Origin of the sequence: Adhaeribacter terrigena (genome assembly GCF_016623615.1) — a bacterium.
Classification (GTDB): Bacteria; Bacteroidota; Bacteroidia; order Cytophagales; family Hymenobacteraceae; genus Adhaeribacter_A; species Adhaeribacter_A terrigena.
This window is the reverse complement of the sequence record NZ_JAEHFX010000001.1, coordinates 88,158-106,739: the sequence shown is the minus strand read 5'-3', so window position 1 is coordinate 106,739 and position 18,582 is coordinate 88,158. Positions and strand designations below refer to the sequence as shown.

Genomic DNA, 18,582 nt, shown 5'->3' with positions numbered 1-18,582 from the left:
GCCATAACTCCTAAATAACAGCCAACCTGACAAACTTGCGGTTTTTGGTTAAAAAAGTATACCGTTTTGAAAGCAGGGTATCGTTTCCAACTAATATTCCGAAGCTGTTTCGGCATTAACTTTTTGAGAATCAAACCATACCGTTTCCCAGACCCGATGCTCCGAATCCCTGACAAAACGGGCAAGCGCATCTTCCAGGGAAGGCAGCAGGTTACCACGGGCTGAACTTAAAACCGTATAAGCAGGCCGTTGAGCAGTAAAATTAAATTCGTTTACCGGCTTTTGTTCCAAGGTTTCGGTCTGGATCTGCAACATATCAGCAGCTTTCCGGGCAAAATCTGCCCAGGTTATTTCGCCCTGGTTTGCTACATGCCAGATGCCTTTTTCTTTATCGAGGAGCAAGTCTAAAGCAGTATGTACCAGATCGGGCACGTAGGTTGGCGAGATGAACGCATCGGAAGCCGCGGTAAAAACTTCATTCCGGGACAAGGTTTCTAAGGCGTGAAACAGGAAATTGTAGCTGTCCCAAGGGCCGAAAAAAGCGCTGGTGCGAATAATAAGTGCTTCCGGCAAAATTTCCAGCACGTGCTTTTCTGCCAGATGTTTGCTGCTGCCGTACACGTTGGTTGGGTTGGGTTGGTCGGTTTCCAGGTAAGGCGTATTTTTAGTGCCACCGAAAACCAGGTCGGAAGAAAAGGTAAGGAGCTGAATATTTTCTTGGGCGCAGACTTCGGCTAAAACTTTGGGGCCATCGGTGTTTTCGCGGTAGCAGCGGTCCGCATCGGTTTCGGCTTCGTCCACGCGCACGTAGCCGGCGGTGTTGATAATGGCCCAGGGCTGGTATTTTTGGACGGCATTTTCCACGCTACTTTTTTCGGCAATATCCATACCGTTTCGGGAAAGCAGCACGTACGTTAAGCCGCGTTTTTCGCAGATGCGGGCAAAGGCATTTCCCAACGTTCCGGTAGCCCCGGTGATCAGAATGGGCCGGATCTTTTCAGCTCTATTTCCTTGACTTTTTTGCCCGGAAACCATAGCGTTTTGCGATTCGAAACAGTGGTAATTAAACCTTCCCGGCCGGTGCCACCAGCCCGGCGTTTTCAGAATTTCGTGGGCGTATTTCCCGGTTCCGGCATAGGCTTTAATCTGTTTAGCCAACGCCGTAGCGCGGGGCTTTTCCGAACAAATGTCGAAGATGCCGGTTTCGTAATGATCGTTGGGTTGGGTCAGCAGCGAATTCCAGTCGAAAGAACCCAATAAAGACCAGGCGGTTACGGCTTTTATTTCGGCGCCCTGTTTTTGCGCATTTCCGGCGGCTTGCCATACTTCCTGAAGCCAGCGCATTTGTTCTTCGCGGGTACAATTCAGGTGCACTTCGGTTACGGCTAAGGGTAAGTTGTAGCGGTTCCAGGTATCAAGCAGCAGTTTTTCCGGGCCGGCCGTTTCCAGGTTTTCGATGCGCACAGCTTCTACGTCGGCATAGCGGTGGCGGTGATTCTGGCCGTGCGTATGAGGCGGATAAGGCACCAGATTTTCGTCTAAAAACCGCTCCGACGTGATGTAGTGATTGATGCCGATGAGATCGGGCGGCAGCGGATTTTCGGCAAAAAACAGTACCGTTTTTTCATCGATTCCCGCCCACTGAAAATAACCCCAGAGCGGATGCTCTTGGTTTACTTTGCCGCAGAGCAGATCGAAAGTAAGCCAGCGGCGACTATTCTCAAATTCGGCCTGGTAAGCGAGTGATTCGGTGCTGTGCGTCAGGCCAAGGTCTTCGGTTTGCACGAGTCTGGCTGCAGGGTTTATGTTGCTGATTTCCCGCATGGCCAGCACCGTTCCTTTTAACTGGTTCAGCAGCATTTTCAGGCAGGCGTTATCCGATCTTTCGTGCGGAAACCACAAGCCGTAAAGCCCGCTGAAACGCGCCGTGGTTAAAGGTTCGTTTACGGGTGTATAATAAGTAACCCAAGGAAATTTTTCGGCCACTTTCCGGGCGTACGCTGCGAGCTTTTCCGGGAAGTTTTCATCGAGTAAGTTGGTGTATTTCGGGCCGCTGCCGTGGTGAATCAAGCCTACAATCGGATCAATTTTCAACTCCTTTAACCGGTGCATATTTGCTTCGGCCCAGGCCCAGTTTATCTGGTTTGGATCTTCCGGGGCGAGCTGTTCCCAGAGCAGCGGGTAGCGCAGTTTTTTCAAACCTAAACCGGCAAACAGCTCCAGGTCGTCGGGGCGAAATAAATGCCCGTTACGCGCCAGCTGCCCGAAATAGTTATCGCCTACGCGGTTCATGCTGCACTCTATGCCGCCCCAGATCTCCGGTTTATTCATGCTCCCTGATTTTAGTGGCGCTTCCGTTTAGTTTTACCGCGTGGCCGTTCAGTTTCTGAAAAGCACCATCAAGTAATCCGGCATTTTCACTATTGGTTTCCCGGATCGAAATCTTCTTAAAAAGCGTTAAAGCCTGCGCGACTACCTGATCCATATTGTAGTATTTGTAGGTGGCCAGGCGTCCGACAAAATGTACGTTGGGCGTCTGGTCGGCGAGCTTTTTATACTGGTTGTAAAGCTCCGCATTTTCGGGGCGCGGCACCGGGTAATACGGGTCGCCTTCGGCCTGTGGATATTCGTAAACCACGCTGGTTTTGGGGTGCTGCTGGCCGGTTAAATATTTGAACTCCGTGATGCGGGTGTAAGGCTGTTCGTTCGGGTAATTTACCACCGCCGTGGGCAGCATTTTTTCGGTATTCAGGGTTTCGTGTTTGAACTCCAGCGAACGATATGGCAGCTTGCCGAAACGGAAACCGAAATACTCATCTACCGGGCCGGTAAAGATCATTTCTTTGAACGGAATGATGTCTTCAATTTCTTTATAATCGGTGTTGAGCATCACTTTTATGTTCGGGTGCGATAGCATTTTTTCGAACATTCGGGTAAAGCCATGCAGCGGCATGGCCTGGTAGGTATCGGTGAAGTAACGGTCGTCGCGGTTGGTGCGGGTGGGCACCCGGGAGGTAACCGATTTATCAAGCTCCGACGGATCCATGCCCCACTGTTTGCGGGTGTAGTTCCTGAAAAATTTTTCGTACAATTCGCGGCCCACTTTGCTTACCACCACGTCTTCAGAAGTTGTAATTTTATCTACTTTTTCGGCCACCGATTCGAAGAATTCATCTACTTCAAAAGCCGTTAAATTCAGGCCGTAAAGCTTATTGATCGTGTCGAGGTTGATGGGAATGGGCAGCAATTGGCCGTCTACACTGGCCAGCACGCGGTGCTCGTAACTGCGCCATTCGGTGAAGTTGGAAAGGTAATCGAAAACGTCTTTGGAGTTAGTATGAAAAATGTGCGGCCCGTATTTGTGCACCAAAATTCCGGCCTCGTTGTAATGGTCGAAGGCATTGCCGGCAATGTGGTTGCGCTTGTCAATTATCAGCACTTTTTTGTTTTCCTGGCTGGCCAGTCTTTCGGCCAGTACGCTGCCGGCAAACCCGGCCCCAACGATCAGATAATCGAACATATTCTATAATTTGGAGATTTGAAAATTTGGAGATTTGAAGATGTGACCTCCAGCTTATTTTGTTTTTCCTGCCAGGGCCTTCTGCATTTGCAGCGCCATGTTTTGCCAGGTCTGTTCCCAGGAAGTATTTGCTAAAAAAGCATCTACTTTTTGCAGCCATTCCGGGTCGTTGTTTTGGAGCAAAGCGTTCTGGATGGCCACTTCAAATTCGGCGGCATCGCGGGCAATGTGCACCAGGTTGTTTTCGCCGTACGGGCGCACCACATCCCGGATCGGGGTAGAAACTACGGGCTTGCCGGCGGCTAAATATTCGGGCGTTTTGGTAGGGCTGATGAAGCGGGTCGATTCGTTGTCGGCGAAGGGCAATAATGCTACATCCCAACCGGCCAGATACGAGGGCAATTCTTCGTATTTCTTACCGCCGAGGTAATAGATATTGGCATTTTTCGGCAACGTTTCCGGATCAATTTTCACCACCGGGCCGATCATGATAAACTGCCAATCAGGTTGCGCGTTGGCCAGGTTTTCCAGCAATTCAATATCAAAACGTTCGTCTAAAACCCCGAAGAAACCTAAGCGCGGATACGGAATATAGGCCTGGTCGGCAGGATCGTCCAAACCTTTGCGGGCTGTGCCGAAATGCGCTTTATCGATGCTGCTCGGGAAGGCGTGCACGTTGGCGTGGCTGGCTTTTTTAGCTTCGAATAAACTTTGTCCGCCGGTAAAAACCACGTCGGCTTTCCAGAACATTTCGGCTTCTAATTCGCGCAGCCGCGGCGGAGCAAACTTAAACGCCGAAAGTTCATCCATGCAATCGAAAACGGTGAGTTCGGGCTGCAACTGCCGGGAAATTTCCAGCGCCATGGGCGTATAATACCACAGCAAATAGCGGTTTATTTTCTGCGCGACTAAGAAAGCATCTAGCAATTCGATCTGCTTCTCATCCGATTCCTGCGGCGTTAAACCGTGGGGTAAATGCGCGACCAATACCGTAATATTTTCGCCGCGCGTGGTTACATCGAAATGCGGCTGGGCGTTATCGTAAAAAACCGGTTCTTCGAAGTAAAAAACGCGGCTGTATTTGGCAAACCGCGAAAGCAAATGCTGCGGCCGCTGATACACAAAATCCCAACGCAAATGCGAAAAACAAACTACATCGGGCAGATTATTTAGAAATGTGTTTAATGCGTTGCCGGAATTTGCAACGGATTGCGTCCCGGAATTTTTGGTTTCAGTTGTCGGAAAATCAGTAAGGGTTTCGGAAGGAATGGAAGGTGATGCGGTAGAAGCTTTATACATAGCGTGATACGAAATTTAGTCAGAAACTGGTTTATTCTGTTTTGGTTGGCTAGCCGAGGAAGACAGAAAAGTCCAAAAGGCCATAGAAAACAGCATACGTTCAGACCGCAAAAAGGGCTACAGAAATTTCATAAAAACTGTAAATTGGTGTATTTAGCGCGTGAAATCTACATTCCCTTTGTTAAGAATTGTATACACCGGAATCATAGCCAGGTTTATCAGGAAATGTGTAATGAAGGCTTACCCGCAGTGTTGCGATAAATAGAAGAGAAGTGTGAAGCTGGAGAAGCGGCAGGTACTTACAGCCGCAGAAAAACTGCAAAAAGCAGAAGCAGTTTTTAATTGAAAAAGGATAGCGTTTTAGTTATTAACCGAAAAAATCGGCAGGAAACGCTTAAATAATAAAATAAAAAGAAGGCGATTCAGAGCTTTAAAGCCGGACATTTAACACTTCATATTCCGGCAATAATTTAAATCCGGGCTTTTGGTTACGAAAAAATGAGTTGAAATTCGATCACGCTTTTCCAGCCTTCGGAAGTGCGAAGCCAGTCTTTATGCAGGCCGCATTCCTCGAAACCGGCCTTGCGAAAAAGCTGCAGGCTGGCATAATTATCTTCGGGCACGCTGGCGTATAATTGGTGCAGGTTCAGCAGTTCGCTGGCATATTTTTTTAACAATTCCAGAGCCTCCGAAGCGTATTTTTTTTTCCGGAAGCCGGCCAGCACGCTAATCCCCACCCCGGCGCGCATGTGCTGCGGCTCAAAATCGAAAAGATCTACTGCGCCTACCGCACCGTGCGTTTCTTCCGAGATCACAAACCGCAGTTGCCGGGTTTCATAAATATCGGCGGCGGCATTTTCGAGGTATTTCTGCAGAATAAATTTAGAATACGGCGCCACCGAATTGCTCACTTCCCAGATCGAAGCATCGTTTTCCAGCGTGTACAAAAAATCCAGATCGGTTGGTTCGAGGGCGCGGAGGCTGATGTTTTTAGAGGAAAGGAACATAGAAATTTTGAATGAGAGAATTAGTGAATGATAGATTGGTTGTTTTAAAACTCAAGACCTGATTACAGCAGTTTTATCTCTTATCCGTCATCTCGACGTCAGGAGAGATCTCATCAGGTTGGTAGTACATTTTCTCCGGCATTTCTACTAGTCCGGTGAGATCCCTCCTGTCGTCGGGATGACCGCTAAAGTATTAAACGCTACTAAACCAGCTCTGGAAGCAAAGAAAAACGTTACCCTTTCCAGGCTAAAAACGCTACCGTTTTGCAGCTAAAAACTCGCCTTTGAAAACCTGTTCGGCGGGGCCGGTGAGGTAGATATCGGTAAAATGTTCGCCTTGTTTTTTAAACGAAACTTGAAGGTTGCCGCCCGGCGTTTCTATTTTCACCGGGCTTTCCAGACCTTTTAACGAAGCTGCCAAAGCCGAGGCCGTTACGCCGGTACCGCAGGAATACGTTTCATCTTCCACGCCGCGTTCGTAGGTCCGGATGTAAAGGCTTTTATCGGGGCGCATTTCGGCGAAATTCACGTTGGTGCCTTCCTGTTTGAAACGCTCGTTGTAACGAATGCTGCGGCCTTTTTCGAACACGTTTTCCTGCGCTACATTTTCGCCGAAAGTTACGTAATGCGGCGAGCCGGTGTTCATAAAATAAAAATCAGTACCGCATTCCACGCTATTCACTTCGTTCATTTTCAGCGAAACCAGACCGTTTTCAATTGTTGCTTCGTGGTCACCGTCGGCGGCTAAGAATCTGGTTTGGTTTTGAATAACGCCCAGGAATTTTGCGAACGCTACGGTGCATCTTCCGCCGTTGCCGCACATGGAACCCAGGCGGCCGTCAGCGTTAAAATACACCATTTCGAAATCGTAGCCGGCTTTGTTGCGCAGCAGAATCAGACCATCGGCGCCAATGCCAAAGCGGCGGTGACACAAATGTGCGACCAACTGCTGATCTTCCACCGGAAATTTTTCATCGCGGTCGTCTATCATCACGAAATCGTTGCCGGTGCCCTGGTATTTATAGAAATTTATATTCATCGATTAATTAAAAACGGTATCTAAAATGGCTGAAAAAGTAAAGAATGGCTATTGTATGGTATTCTAATTTTTTCTGCCTTTCAGGAAGAAATGGCTGCCATATTCAACACATGGCCCTTTAAAATTACTATGAGAATAAAATAAAGCTTTACTTATTTCAAGACCAGAAGAATCAAAATAACCCGTGTTTAAAAGTTGACCATTTTCATATTCTTCAACTTTATAAGACCGATCCGACAAAAAGCTTTTTCTACTCCCATGAAAAACAATGCTATCGGTCTCAACTTCTACTTTGAAAATGCCCAACAATAATCTAAACCTGGGAATTTTGAGTGTAATCGGAAATAAGAATGCCTGAGCTTCTTCAACTAACAAAGAGTCTTGATATGTTCTATAATGAACAAGCGTTTTTTCATGAAAAACCTTAATCGTGTCAAAGTCTGTCCTAATTATTGGATTTTGAGCAATACAATTAAATGATATCAGAAGGAAAGAAATAAAAATCATTATTGATTTCATTAGCATAAGAATAGCAAGTCAACTTCATTAATTTAGTGAAAACGATATCAAAAATGGCTAAAAAAGTAAGATTACAGTTTGTTTAACTTTTTATTGAAGACGTTACAAATTTAATTTCACTACAATTAACTCTTATGATTTGTCCTCCCGCGAATGTATAAATGATATCATCTAAATTGTGAGGCAAATTTTGAATCATTAAACTATCATTTATATCACGTTCCGTAGATGGAAAGAAAGTAAAATCTAATAAGCAAGAATCATCAGAATTCAGTGCTTTAGAATCGCGAGGCATAATATTTAGAAAATTTACCTCATAATGAATCAAAGTGAAATCAAGAATCTCATTGAAAGTAATTCTATTTCTATCTGATTTTATCCAGTTAAGTTTCAAAATTTGTGATACTATATCAAAATCAAAACTAACAAAATCGTAGTCATTATGAACATCAATATGCCTGCCTTCAAAATTAATGGCGTAATTCTCAACTAATTCAAAATTGACTTTCATAAAATGGATTCAATACTTTCTATCTCCGCAAGTTCCAAAATTCCCACCCAACAACCAACAACGAACGAACAACCAACAACCAATAACCAACAACAAATTTAGTACCTTCGCGCAACGTTTTAGCAAAAAAATCCGACCTGTATATATGTATTCTTTTCTCACCGTTTCCAACTGGCCCGATTATGAACTGATCGATTCCGGCAATTTCGAAAAGCTGGAGCGCTTCGGCGATTTTGTTTTGGCCCGTCCTGAACCGCAAGCCATCTGGGACAAAGCCCTTTCCGAAACCGAATGGAAAAACCAGGCCCAAGCCATTTTCAAGCGCGAAAAAGGCAGCGCCGAGCGCGGACAATGGATGCTGAAAAAGAATATGGCCGAGCAATGGTTCATCAATTACAACTACAAAAACCTGAAACTGAAATTCCGGTTGGGTTTGAGCAGCTTTAAGCACGTAGGGTTGTTTCCGGAGCAGGACGCCAACTGGAAATTCATTTACGACCAAAGCAAAGCGATTCCGAACGCCAAAGTTTTGAATTTATTTGCCTATACCGGCGGCGCGAGTTTAGCCGCCAGAGGTGCCGGCGCGCAGGTTACGCACGTAGATTCGGTAAAACAGGTGAACTTCTGGGCTCGCGAAAACATGGAAGCCAGCGGTTTAAAAGACATCCGCTGGATCGTGGAAGACGCCATGACCTTTGTGAAACGCGAAGTGAAACGGGGCAATAAATACAACGGCATCATCCTGGACCCGCCCGCTTACGGTCGCGGACCGAACGGCGAAAAGTGGCAGCTGGAAGACGAACTGAACGAAATGCTGAAACTCTGCGCCGAACTGCTCGAACCGAAAAACAGCTTTCTCGTTATCAACCTGTATTCGCTCGGTTTCTCGGCCCTGATCCTAGAAAACCTGATGAATCAGAACTTTCCGTTCGCGAAAAAAACGCAGGAACTTGGCGAAATATATCTCCAGGACCAGAAATTACGTAAGCTGCCTTTGGGCACTTTTTTCCGCTTCAGCACCAACGCTCCGAAACCTTAACCTTCGCTCTATGAACCGGCACCGCATTGCTCTTATCGACCTGGGAACCAACACGTTCCATCTAATGATAACCGAAATAGACGATTACGGTCACGGCAATGTGTTGCTGAAATTCAAAGCGCCGGTAAAACTCGGCAAAGGCGGCATCAGTTCCGGCGAAATTGCGCCCGATGCCTGGGCACGCGCCCTGATCACGCTCGAAGCTTTTCAGGAAAGAATGGCCGAATTCCGGGTGCACGAAGTAAAAGCCACCGCTACCAGCGCCATGCGCAACGCTTCCAACGGTCCGGCGCTGGCCCGGGAAATCAAGCAAACCTTTGGCTACGACATTGAAATTATTGACGGCGACCGCGAAGCCGAACTGATCTACCTGGGTGTGCGCAGCGCCATGGATCTGGGTCTGGAAAAAAACCTGATCATCGATATTGGCGGCGGCAGCGTAGAATTTATCATTGCCGACCGCAAAACCATTTTCTGGAAACGCAGCTTCGAAATTGGTGCCCAGCGCCTGCTCGATCATTTTTTTAAACACGACCCGATCCCGGAACCGGAAATTGCCGCTGAAAAGGCATTTCTGTTACAGAAGCTGGCGCCCTTAAGCGAAGCGGTCCGCAAATTCCAACCTAAAACCCTCATCGGTTCTTCCGGCACCTTCGATACGCTCTGCGACATGGAAGCGCTGAAACACGGCTATAACCGCCTCGAGAATTCCCGTTCGGAATGGGATCTTTCCCTGGCTTCTTTTTACCGCATGTACCACGAAATTCTGCCCATGAACCACCTGCAACGCTTGGCCATTCCCGGCATGATCGAAATGCGGGCCGACATGATCGTGGTTGCTTTGGTGCTGATCGATTTTATATTGGAGGAATATCAGATGGAGCGCATCCGGGTTTCTGGTTACGCCCTGAAAGAAGGGATGCTCCAGGAATTACTGGCCATGAAAACGGCTTAATTTGGTATCTGGCAGCTGGTAATTGGTATCTGGACTTTTCAGGCCGAAAACGCTACCGTTTTGATTTAAGAAAGTAAAGCCGCATTGGAGTTTCCGGAGCGGCTTTTTTATGCAGCAAATAATGCTTACTTCTACCAACAATGTCAGTTTAAGGAATTAATAAATAATTTTTCTGGTCATCCCGAGCTTGTCGAGGGAACTAACGCGTACCGAAACCGCACGATAGCTAACCTCGAACCTCGACCAAGGAATTCATTGCTTCGCTCGAATTCCATAGCAGTACCAGTTAGATTCTTCAGCAAGCTCAGAATGACTCAATAATTCTTGAAGTTGGCAGAATCTGAGTTTAGGGTGGGTAACACGTACTTCGAACAACCAACATAACGCTATAATTTTGGACCTAAAAACCCAACAATTAACAATTAACAATTAACAATTAACCATCAGCAATTCTAAAGTCCCGGCACCACCTGATTTTTCGGATATTTCACCGAGAAGCGCAGCGGGATTTTCTTCGTTTCGTTCGGATTCAGTTTCAGGTTCCAGGTAATTTTGCCGGTATCTTTGTTTAAATTCCCGTTGCTGCCTTCCTCCAGTTCCACTTCAATTTCCTTGTTGTTGCTTACCGGAATCTGGTCTTCTAAAGTAATTTCCAGGGCTTCGTTCTTTGTGTTGCGAATGGTAGTTACAAAGCCGCGCACTTCTTTGCGGGTATTTCCTAGCAAACTTTTGCTTTGCAGTTCCTTCACTTTTTCGCGCGAAATCACTACCCTTTTGTCGCGGCCCAGGGAAACCTGTAATGTATCGCCGGTGGCTTGCGGGTTCAGTACGGTTTTGCCGGTAAAAGTGCCTTCCAGGAAAATATTGGCTTCGCCGGGTAGAATGTTGTACTCATCCCAACCGGTAAGTTGGGCCAGCAAAAAAGCATCGGTGCTCAGTTTAGGCGTTGCGGCATATTTGTAGGTAGCCGGCACGTCGAGTTGCTGAATATCTACCAATTGCCGCTTGCCATCTGAAGGAACCGAATACGGAATGCCGATCTTGAAATTAACCGACAAAGTACTTTCCGTGGTTTGCGTGTAATCCGAAACTACATCAGCCGCTTCAGCGCCCCAACCTTCCATCTCCGCCGGAGGCGCGGCAGACACGTCAATACTTTGGTTTACCGCGGGTTTTGCCAGCCGGTTTCTTTTTCTTGAAGCGCTCGTAACCGAAACTTCAGACAAGGTGGTAACGCGCGGCGTTGGCGTATAAAAATAAAGATACCAGGGCTGTAATTCCGGTTTGGTTGCGCCGATGCTTGGGTTGGTAGTCGCTAAAGTCAGGTTTACGTTATTCCAGCTTACCCCCGTATTCTGGTACACATTGGCTTTGTAAAACAACTTCATCGGGCTTTTGGTATTGGTGGCGCGCAGGTCGTAGGTTGGTTGCCAGCCGGCGTTATAAACCACGTAACTTATTTCCAGGTTCAGCGGGGTAGCGTTTTCGGCGGAAACATTTACCAGAATGCGGCCTGTAGGCAAAGCCCGGCGGCTGTTCACTTCGCCTAACTGGTTGCGTAAATTCTGGGCTTTTTCGTTTAGAATTTTCAGTTTAATTTCATTTTTCAAAATGTTTGTCCGGATAGAAGTAAGCCGCTGGCGGAAAAAATCGGCAATTTCTTCCAGATCGTCTAACGTAACGCCTTTCTGGCCGCCAATGCTTTGGTTTGCCAATATCATGGTTTCCTCCTTCCGGAAAATATCGATCTGGTCGGTTACCGTGCGGATCTGGTTGGTATAATTCTGAAGCGAATCTTCCACCTGTATTACATCTTTCGGTTTGGTTTTGCCGCCCAGGTAATCATTCTCATACCGAATGTTGAGCAACATAGCGTTTCCTTTAGCTTCCACCTGCAAACTGGCCGCGTCGAGCTGCGAAGGCACATTAATAATGGCTACTTCGGTTTCGCCGGCACTAATATTGGTTCTGACCGAACTGAAAACCTGGGCGCGCTGCAGAAAAACGGTTACCTCCTTTACCGTAGCCGAAACTTCTTTCCGGCTTTGCGCCCGAAGCTGAAACGGTACAGAAAACAGGAGCAAAAACGCTATGAAAATCGCGGTAAAAACCCGGGAACGCGCAACAGAGAAATTATTCATAGAAGGAAGCATGATAACTGGAAGGAATAGCATTTCCCGTAAAGCTCGGAAATTTCTGCCTAAATTGTGGTACTTTTACCGCTTTAACGCTTTATATAGATGTTTTCATATAATCACCTCTTTCATTTTACCGAACAGGTTTTTCTGGCCATGGGCTGCCCGGAAGACGATGCCCGTTTAGCCACCGAATCGTTGCTGGCCGCTGATCTGCGGGGCGTAGATTCGCACGGCATTGCCCGCCTGATCGGGTACGTGCGCCTCTGGGATGCCGGCCGCATCAATGCCAGACCCGAAATCAGGATCGTGCACCAAACGCCCAGTACCGCTACTATAGATGGCGACGCCGGTTTAGGCTTAGTTGTTGCACCCAGAGTAATGGATATGGCTATTCAGAAGGCTGAAATTGCGGGCAGCGGCTGGATCTCAGTAAAAAATTCGAACCACTTCGGCATTGCCGGCTACCATGCCATGCGTGCCCTGCCCCACAACATGATCGGCTGGGCCATGACCAACGCCAGTCCGCTGGTTTCCCCAACCAATGGCCTCGACCGTTTATTAGGCACCAATCCCATTGCCATTGCCATTCCGGCCAACGAAGAACCCGATTTTATTCTGGACATGGCTACTACCACCGCGGCCAACGGCAAACTGGAAGTACTGCAACGCAAAAAACAAGCAGCGCCAATTGGCTGGATCCAAACCAAATTCGGCCTGGATTCCACCAACCCCGACGAACTGAAACTGGGCGGCGCAATGCTGCCGCTCGGCGGTGCTTCAGCCAGTTACAAAGGCTACGGTTTGGGCTCGGTGGTCGATATTTTTTCGGCAGTTTTAAGCGGGGCAAATTACGGTCCCTGGGTACCGCCGTTCGTAAGCTTTTTACCGTTGCCGGAAAACCCGGTAGGCGAAGGCATCGGGCATTTTCTGGGTGCCATGCGCGTAGATGCGTTCCGTCCCGCCGATGAATTTAAAGCCCACATGGATAACTGGATCCAAACCTTCCGCAATTCCAAAGCCAAGCCCGGCGAAAAAGTAATGATCCCCGGCGATCCGGAACGCATCACTTCCGAGCAGCGCCTGCAGGAAGGCATTCACTTACTCGATCCGGTAATTAAAGACCTGGAGGAACTGGCCAAAAAATTCAGCTTAACTTTCTAGAGAATGCTATGCTTTCAGGGTGAAAAACTGCCCGATCTAAAAACAAAAAAACCTGCTGAAAATCATTCAGCAGGCTTTTTTTATGTGTATGCATCAGCCTTTTATTGCAAGAGCAATTTGGTATTGAAAACTTTCCCGCCCATTTGCAGCTGCACCAGGTACAAACCTTTGCTTTGGTTTTTCACTTTATCGGCCAGCAAAACGCTATGCTTTCCGGCCGAAAAAGTAGCTTCCGAACCGGAATAGATAGTTTTTCCAACCAGATCCAGAATTTTCACCGTTACTTTTTCCGAAGTTTTCAATTCAAATTCCAGCTTCGATTCAGCAGTTAAGGGGTTCGGATAAAGGTTGATCTTATTTTGCGAAGCCAGTTCTTCGTTAGTGCATAACAAGTTTCCGATCTCAAAATTATCGAAGTAAAACGTGCCGCCGCCGTTGTTCACGGTTTCAATTTTGAACATGGTATGGTCAGCGCCCCAATTCTGGAAACTTCCTCCGGAACTAATAAATTTGGTTTTCCAATCACCGGAAGCAGGAATATAGTTTCCGCTTACACTTGTGCCGCCGTTAGTAACTAACTGATTGCCGGTTAAGGTAATAATCGGGTTGCCCCAGGTTGCGCCACAATCTGCAGAGGCATAGACCCGCAGTTCATCTTTCGGCTGCGCAACGCGTTTGGCATAAGCCATTCTAAAAAATACATAGGGAGCACCGCCGGTAAAATTCGGCGTAATTAACGTGGAGATCGTTCCTTCCGGAACACTGGCACTTCCCAGAAGAAGGCTATGGGCTCCGGTGGATGATGATGCATTGGTTCTTTGCCAATTCGCCGGGTTTGCTCCCAGCGCAGACGTTTTCATTTCCCAGTTGCGGTTGGCCGTTGCACTTTCCGGGAACGTTGGTTCTTCAAAACTTTCCACGTAATAATCCGGGAACGTTACATTAATCAGATTCGAAACCGGCACTACTTCAATGAAATTCGTAACGGTAACCGGGTAAGTGTTGCCGCCATTGCTGAGCGTAAGCGTTACGGCATATTTCCCGGGCGTAGCGTACGTTACCACCGGATTTTGCACCGTAGAAGTGGCCGGCGTGCCTCCCGGAAAGCTCCAGGTTCTGGAACTGGCTGCTTGCTGGTAAGAAATATCCGAAAAAGTAACCGAATTGCCCGCACAGATTCTTCTGGTATCGGCACAGAAATAAGGTTTTGGCGTTAAGGGTGCTACGGTAACACTCGGATCAATGCCGGTTGCAAGGGCATTAGATGGGGAAACCATGTTTTGCAGGTGCGGATACGTATTGAGGCTGGCCCGCATGCGCATTTTCTGCCCGTTCGTGAACATATTCATGCAGGAAAAACTACTGAAACTCATAAAGTTCTCGATCTGGTCGGGCATATCTGTCGGAAAACCTAAGGCCACATCGTTGGTACAGGTATTTTGGCTTAAGTTACAGGCCGAGGTAAACGGACCGGCAAATGTTGATGGGGGCGTATCAGAAACCAGATCCCCATCGGTACAATTAATACCTTCGATATGAAACAAGTTAAAGCAATGCGCAATTTCGGTGGTAGCAAAATGGCCGGTCGAGCTTGCGGTGGTGCCCGGCACAGCACCTTGTTTTCCCCATTGGCTATGCTCCAGTACCACCCCAAAAATATTCAACGGCGGCACGTGCGGAAATTGAGCGTAGCCTAAGATATTCATACCAGACTGGGCATCGTAAATACTTTCTACCAGCCAGATATTGAGATACTGATTGGTTGGCCAGGCCGGCACGGCTTGTTGTAAAGTTGCGCGGGTAGCCGGCACGTGAGCCAAAGGCGAAGTAATGCGGTTTATGCCATCGGTCGGGTTGCCTTGCGGGTCTTTCCGGGCCAGCACAAATTCAATTTCGGTATCGGCGGCGAATGGTTTAAAAACAGCGCGGGTATTTATTGTATCGGGGTTTTGCCGCCGGAAATCCTGGTTCACTACTTCCAGCCCGTTCAAAACCTGCGCTTTGGAGATAGAATTGCAGCCCTTTTCCGAAACCACGTGCACCACCACCGGAATTTTAATCACCACGCCATTTGTTTTTAACGAACCTGCCTGCTGCAGATACTGCTGAATCTGCGCTTCCATCGCTTGCCGATTGGTTATCAGATTCGGGTTTTGGTTTTCTAGTTCTGCGGCATGTCTTTCAGTCTGGCAAGTGTACGCATTGCTCGTCTGCGCCTGGGCGACTGGTACAAACAAAAATAAGCTTAGAAAGGCTACAAGCAGTTTTTTCGGTTTTCTCATAGTTTCAAGGTTTAGCGCTGGAAGTAGTGCGTTAATTTAAAACTATTTATTGTTATTTCAAACAACCGAATCTGAAAACGCTATGCTTCTAAAACAAAAAAGTCTGCCAACTTTTGCGGGCAGACTTTTTCAGGCTAAAACAGTACCGTTTCTAAATAAGATTATCATTTTTGTAGAATGCTTCCATAGCCGTTTCCTGGTTCAGGAAACGCGACTGTAACGGCTGAACCGAGGCATGAATAAAGAGCACCGTTCGGTCCTGCACTTGTTCAATCACTTCCTGGTGCAAGCCCATCGGTAAAGCCGGACAGCCTTCGCTGCGGCCTAAACGGCCCTGCTGGTTGATAAAATCTTTGCTTACGTACTCGGCACCGTGCATTACGATATCGCGCAGGCGGGCGTTAGAATTATGGGCTGCATCCATGCCATCCAGTTTCAAAGACAAGCCGTGGCGGCCGTAATAGGTTTCGCCGGTAACGTAAAAACCCAGGCTGCTCATGTTCGAATCGTCGGTGTTGGAAAACTGTGTGGCCATGTTACCGCCGGAATTTTTACCGTGTGAAACGAAGGTATTTTCCAGCACTTTCCGCTTTTCCAGATCAATAAGCCAGAAGCGTTTTTTAGTAGAAGGCAGGTCGAAATCCACCACGCTGAGCAACTGCTTATCGGAAAGCAAACCGGCATTTTTCAGGTTCAGATACCCGATCATGGCCCTGTCAAAAACCTCGAAAGTCATCCCTTTTTTCTCCAGCCCGGCTTGTTCGTAGATCTCCAGCAGGTTCATCTGGAAATTCGATTTTTTCAGCGCGTTTAGTTTTACTTCGGCATCGAGGTTAAAATGACTGGCCACATTGCTCCTCGCTTCTACCGTTTTAGACGGCGCCGTTAAAGTGGCGAAAAAAAGCGGCGCAAAAAAAGGGAGAATACGGGTTGCAAACCGCTTTCCTGCTACTAATTTTCGTTTGGTTGTTACGTTGCCCATTATAAATATCTTTAAAATTCTAAGCTATTATTAAATGGGGCTTTTTAAAGATATCTGGCCCCGGAATTATCTATACGTGGAACAAAATTGTGGGAATTCCGCTGATAGATGAACATCGATAAGTGCAAATCAATTCCCGAAATACTGCTTTATTTAGATTAATTCTGAAAAGGGGGCATTTATTCGTACTTTTGCAGGGCATTTCCATACCGTTTCTGGAAAGCTTTAAAGCATAGAAAACATGGCAAAAGTTGCAATAAATCTTACCACAGGCACTATTCAGCAGGAAGACATGGCTGTGGGCATAGACCTGGGCACTACCAATAGTTTAGTGGCTTACATTCATCCCGAACATAAAAAAGCAATCCCGATAAACGACCAGAATCTGGGCGAACTTGTGCCTTCGGTGGTGCATTTCGGCACACACGGCGAGGTGAAAGTAGGCAACGAAGCGAAGCAATTCCTGATCACCGATCCGGCCAACACCATTTATTCGGTAAAACGTTTGCTCGGAAAATCGTACCTGGACCTGCGCGAGCACCGCGATTTCTTTGGCTACAAGATCATCGACGATAATTCCGAAGGTTTGGTAAAAGTGCGCATCGGCGATAAATTTTATTCTCCCATCGAGCTTTCCGCCGAAATTCTGAAAGAACTGAAAAAGCGCGCCGAACACGCCCTGAAAACGCCCGTAAACCGCGCCGTAATTACCGTACCCGCCTATTTCAACGATTCACAAAGACAGGCTACCCGCGACGCCGGAAAACTGGCCGGGCTGGAAGTGTTGCGCATTGTAAACGAGCCCACGGCTGCTTCCCTGGCTTACGGCATCGGCTTAGACCCATCGGAAGAGAAAACCATTGCGGTATATGACCTTGGCGGCGGCACCTTCGATATTTCCATCCTGCAGATCCACAACGGTATTTTTGAAGTGCTTTCCACCAACGGCGATACGTATCTGGGAGGCGACGATTTTGACCGGGCAATCATTGACTATTGGCTAACAGAAAACCAGATCGCACCCGAAACCCTCCACGAAAACAAATCGCTGAGCCAGGAGATTCGTCTTTTAGCCGAAGAAGCGAAGAAAAAACTCAGCAGCCACGCCGTATTTTCTTCCAAAACTTCCAGCGGCTTAACCTGTGAGCTCACCAAAGAGCATTTCGAAAACCTGATCGCGCCGATCGTAAGCAAAACCGTGAATTCGTGCAAACTGGCCTTACAGGACGCGAATCTGACCGCCGATAAAATTGATTCGGTGATCATGGTGGGCGGTTCTACGCGCGTGCCGCTTGTGTACAAAATGGTATCCGATTTCTTCGGAAAACCGGCCAACAACTCCATCAACCCCGACGAAGTAGTGGCTTTAGGCGCCGCCATTCAGGCCGATGTGTTAGCCGGCAACCGCCAGGATATTTTACTTTTAGACGTAACACCGTTAACGCTGGGCATTGAAACGATGGGTGGCCTGATGGACGGCATTATTCCGCGCAACTCCAAGATCCCGACCAAAGCTGGCCGCCAGTACACTACCTCTATAGATGGCCAGAGTAACATGAAGATTGCCGTGTATCAGGGCGAACGCGACCAGGTAAAAGAAAACCGAAAACTCGCCGAATTCGAACTGAAAGGAATTCCGGGAATGCCGGCCGGCCTTCCCAAAGTAGACGTAAACTTCATCCTGAATGCCGATGGTATTTTAACCGTAGAAGCCATTGAACTGCGTTCCGGCGTAAAGCAAACCGTGGAAGTAAAACCGCAGTACGGCCTCACCGACGAACAGGTAGAAACCATGCTGATGGATTCCATTACCCACGCCAAAGAAGACGTTTCGGCCCGCATGCTGATCGAAGCAAAAACCACTGCCGACCAGATGCTTTACCAGGTAGAGAATTTCCTGAAGAAGAACGCCGAGCATTTAACGGAAGAAGAAGTTTCTATTACCCGCACCAACGTAGAAAAACTGCGCGCCACGCTGCCTTCCGGAACCAAAGACGAAATTCTGAAAGCCGTAGATGAACTGGAAGAACAAACTTCTCCATTTGCCGAACGCGTGATGCAGATCTCCATTAAAAAAGCTATGGCCGGCAAAAAGATCGAATAAGAAAACGCTATGGTTTCAGCCTGAAA

At 47.6% G+C, this 18,582-nt stretch carries 14 protein-coding genes; 4 read left to right on the top strand and 10 right to left on the bottom strand.

Annotation, left to right across the window (positions count from 1 at the left end):
- Nucleotides 1-90 precede the first annotated feature (90 nt).
- The 7 genes from I5M27_RS00540 to I5M27_RS00510 all read right to left on the bottom strand — a co-directional run bounded on the left by I5M27_RS00540 (nucleotide 91) and on the right by I5M27_RS00510 (nucleotide 7,895).
- Complete coding sequence (locus tag I5M27_RS00540; RefSeq protein ID WP_200504080.1) at nucleotides 91-2,331, bottom strand: family 1 glycosylhydrolase; 2,241 nt, start codon at nucleotides 2,329-2,331, stop codon at nucleotides 91-93.
- A complete protein-coding gene (gene glf / locus I5M27_RS00535; protein WP_200504079.1) occupies nucleotides 2,324-3,520 on the bottom strand; it encodes a UDP-galactopyranose mutase in 1,197 nt (398 codons plus the stop codon). The genes I5M27_RS00540 and glf overlap by 8 nt, the downstream gene beginning before the upstream one ends.
- 54 nt (nucleotides 3,521-3,574) lie before the next feature.
- Complete coding sequence (locus tag I5M27_RS00530; RefSeq protein WP_200504078.1) at nucleotides 3,575-4,819, bottom strand: glycosyltransferase family 1 protein; 1,245 nt, start codon at nucleotides 4,817-4,819, stop codon at nucleotides 3,575-3,577.
- A gap of 488 nt (nucleotides 4,820-5,307) precedes the next feature.
- Nucleotides 5,308-5,826, bottom strand: coding sequence for a GNAT family N-acetyltransferase (locus I5M27_RS00525; protein WP_200504077.1), 519 nt, complete (start codon nucleotides 5,824-5,826; stop codon nucleotides 5,308-5,310).
- Between the two features lie 256 nt (nucleotides 5,827-6,082).
- Nucleotides 6,083-6,865, bottom strand: a complete 783-nt coding sequence (dapF, locus tag I5M27_RS00520; RefSeq protein WP_200504076.1) for a diaminopimelate epimerase — start codon at nucleotides 6,863-6,865, stop codon at nucleotides 6,083-6,085.
- Nucleotides 6,866-6,928: 63 nt separating this feature from the next.
- A complete protein-coding gene (locus tag I5M27_RS00515) occupies nucleotides 6,929-7,384 on the bottom strand; it encodes a hypothetical protein (RefSeq protein ID WP_200504075.1) in 456 nt (151 codons plus the stop codon).
- A gap of 82 nt (nucleotides 7,385-7,466) precedes the next feature.
- On the bottom strand, nucleotides 7,467-7,895 hold the full coding sequence (locus tag I5M27_RS00510) for a hypothetical protein (protein WP_200504074.1): 429 nt from the start codon (nucleotides 7,893-7,895) through the stop codon (nucleotides 7,467-7,469).
- 145 nt (nucleotides 7,896-8,040) lie between these two features.
- On the opposite strand from I5M27_RS00510, the gene I5M27_RS00505 reads away from it, so the two are divergent.
- Entirely contained in the window at nucleotides 8,041-8,934 is an 894-nt protein-coding gene (locus I5M27_RS00505; protein ID WP_200504073.1) for a class I SAM-dependent methyltransferase, read from the top strand.
- Between the two features lie 10 nt (nucleotides 8,935-8,944).
- Nucleotides 8,945-9,889 (top strand): Ppx/GppA phosphatase family protein, encoded by a 945-nt coding sequence (locus I5M27_RS00500; RefSeq protein WP_200504072.1) that lies wholly within the window; start codon nucleotides 8,945-8,947, stop codon nucleotides 9,887-9,889.
- A gap of 452 nt (nucleotides 9,890-10,341) precedes the next feature.
- Here the strand turns inward: I5M27_RS00500 and I5M27_RS00495 are convergent, their stop codons facing one another.
- Entirely contained in the window at nucleotides 10,342-11,973 is a 1,632-nt protein-coding gene (locus tag I5M27_RS00495) for a DUF4139 domain-containing protein (RefSeq protein ID WP_200504071.1), read from the bottom strand.
- A gap of 156 nt (nucleotides 11,974-12,129) precedes the next feature.
- On the opposite strand from I5M27_RS00495, the gene I5M27_RS00490 reads away from it, so the two are divergent.
- Nucleotides 12,130-13,188 carry an Ldh family oxidoreductase gene (locus I5M27_RS00490; protein WP_200504070.1) on the top strand — a complete coding sequence of 353 codons (1,059 nt, stop codon included), beginning with the start codon at nucleotides 12,130-12,132 and terminating at the stop codon, nucleotides 13,186-13,188.
- Between the two features lie 101 nt (nucleotides 13,189-13,289).
- Here I5M27_RS00490 and I5M27_RS00485 read toward each other — a convergent pair whose 3' ends face one another.
- Together I5M27_RS00485 and I5M27_RS00480 are read right to left on the bottom strand one after the other, a co-directional pair.
- Nucleotides 13,290-15,470: a T9SS type A sorting domain-containing protein gene (locus I5M27_RS00485; protein ID WP_200504069.1), complete on the bottom strand. Its 2,181-nt coding sequence runs from the start codon at nucleotides 15,468-15,470 to the stop codon at nucleotides 13,290-13,292.
- Between the two features lie 151 nt (nucleotides 15,471-15,621).
- The gene (locus I5M27_RS00480; RefSeq protein ID WP_200504068.1) at nucleotides 15,622-16,452 is read right to left on the bottom strand and encodes a murein L,D-transpeptidase catalytic domain family protein; all 831 of its coding nucleotides are present in this window, start codon (nucleotides 16,450-16,452) and stop codon (nucleotides 15,622-15,624) included.
- A gap of 241 nt (nucleotides 16,453-16,693) precedes the next feature.
- Here I5M27_RS00480 and hscA point away from each other — a divergent pair, with 241 nt between their 5' ends.
- Entirely contained in the window at nucleotides 16,694-18,556 is a 1,863-nt protein-coding gene (gene hscA, locus I5M27_RS00475) for a Fe-S protein assembly chaperone HscA (protein ID WP_200504067.1), read from the top strand.
- Nucleotides 18,557-18,582 lie beyond the last annotated feature (26 nt).

Bases quoted from the DNA above. Each gene is read 5' to 3' on its own strand.
- I5M27_RS00480 (WP_200504068.1), bottom strand. From the start codon at position 16,452: ATGGGCAACGTAACAACCAAACGAAAATTAGTAGCAGGAAAGCGGTTT.
- I5M27_RS00540 (WP_200504080.1), bottom strand. From the start codon at position 2,331: ATGAATAAACCGGAGATCTGGGGCGGCATAGAGTGCAGCATGAACCGC.
- I5M27_RS00485 (WP_200504069.1), bottom strand. From the start codon at position 15,470: ATGAGAAAACCGAAAAAACTGCTTGTAGCCTTTCTAAGCTTATTTTTG.
- dapF (WP_200504076.1), bottom strand. From the start codon at position 6,865: ATGAATATAAATTTCTATAAATACCAGGGCACCGGCAACGATTTCGTG.
- I5M27_RS00490 (WP_200504070.1), top strand. From the start codon at position 12,130: ATGTTTTCATATAATCACCTCTTTCATTTTACCGAACAGGTTTTTCTG.
- hscA (WP_200504067.1), top strand. From the start codon at position 16,694: ATGGCAAAAGTTGCAATAAATCTTACCACAGGCACTATTCAGCAGGAA.
- I5M27_RS00525 (WP_200504077.1), bottom strand. From the start codon at position 5,826: ATGTTCCTTTCCTCTAAAAACATCAGCCTCCGCGCCCTCGAACCAACC.
- I5M27_RS00530 (WP_200504078.1), bottom strand. From the start codon at position 4,819: ATGTATAAAGCTTCTACCGCATCACCTTCCATTCCTTCCGAAACCCTT.
- I5M27_RS00505 (WP_200504073.1), top strand. From the start codon at position 8,041: ATGTATTCTTTTCTCACCGTTTCCAACTGGCCCGATTATGAACTGATC.
- I5M27_RS00510 (WP_200504074.1), bottom strand. From the start codon at position 7,895: ATGAAAGTCAATTTTGAATTAGTTGAGAATTACGCCATTAATTTTGAA.
- I5M27_RS00515 (WP_200504075.1), bottom strand. From the start codon at position 7,384: ATGAAATCAATAATGATTTTTATTTCTTTCCTTCTGATATCATTTAAT.
- I5M27_RS00500 (WP_200504072.1), top strand. From the start codon at position 8,945: ATGAACCGGCACCGCATTGCTCTTATCGACCTGGGAACCAACACGTTC.
- glf (WP_200504079.1), bottom strand. From the start codon at position 3,520: ATGTTCGATTATCTGATCGTTGGGGCCGGGTTTGCCGGCAGCGTACTG.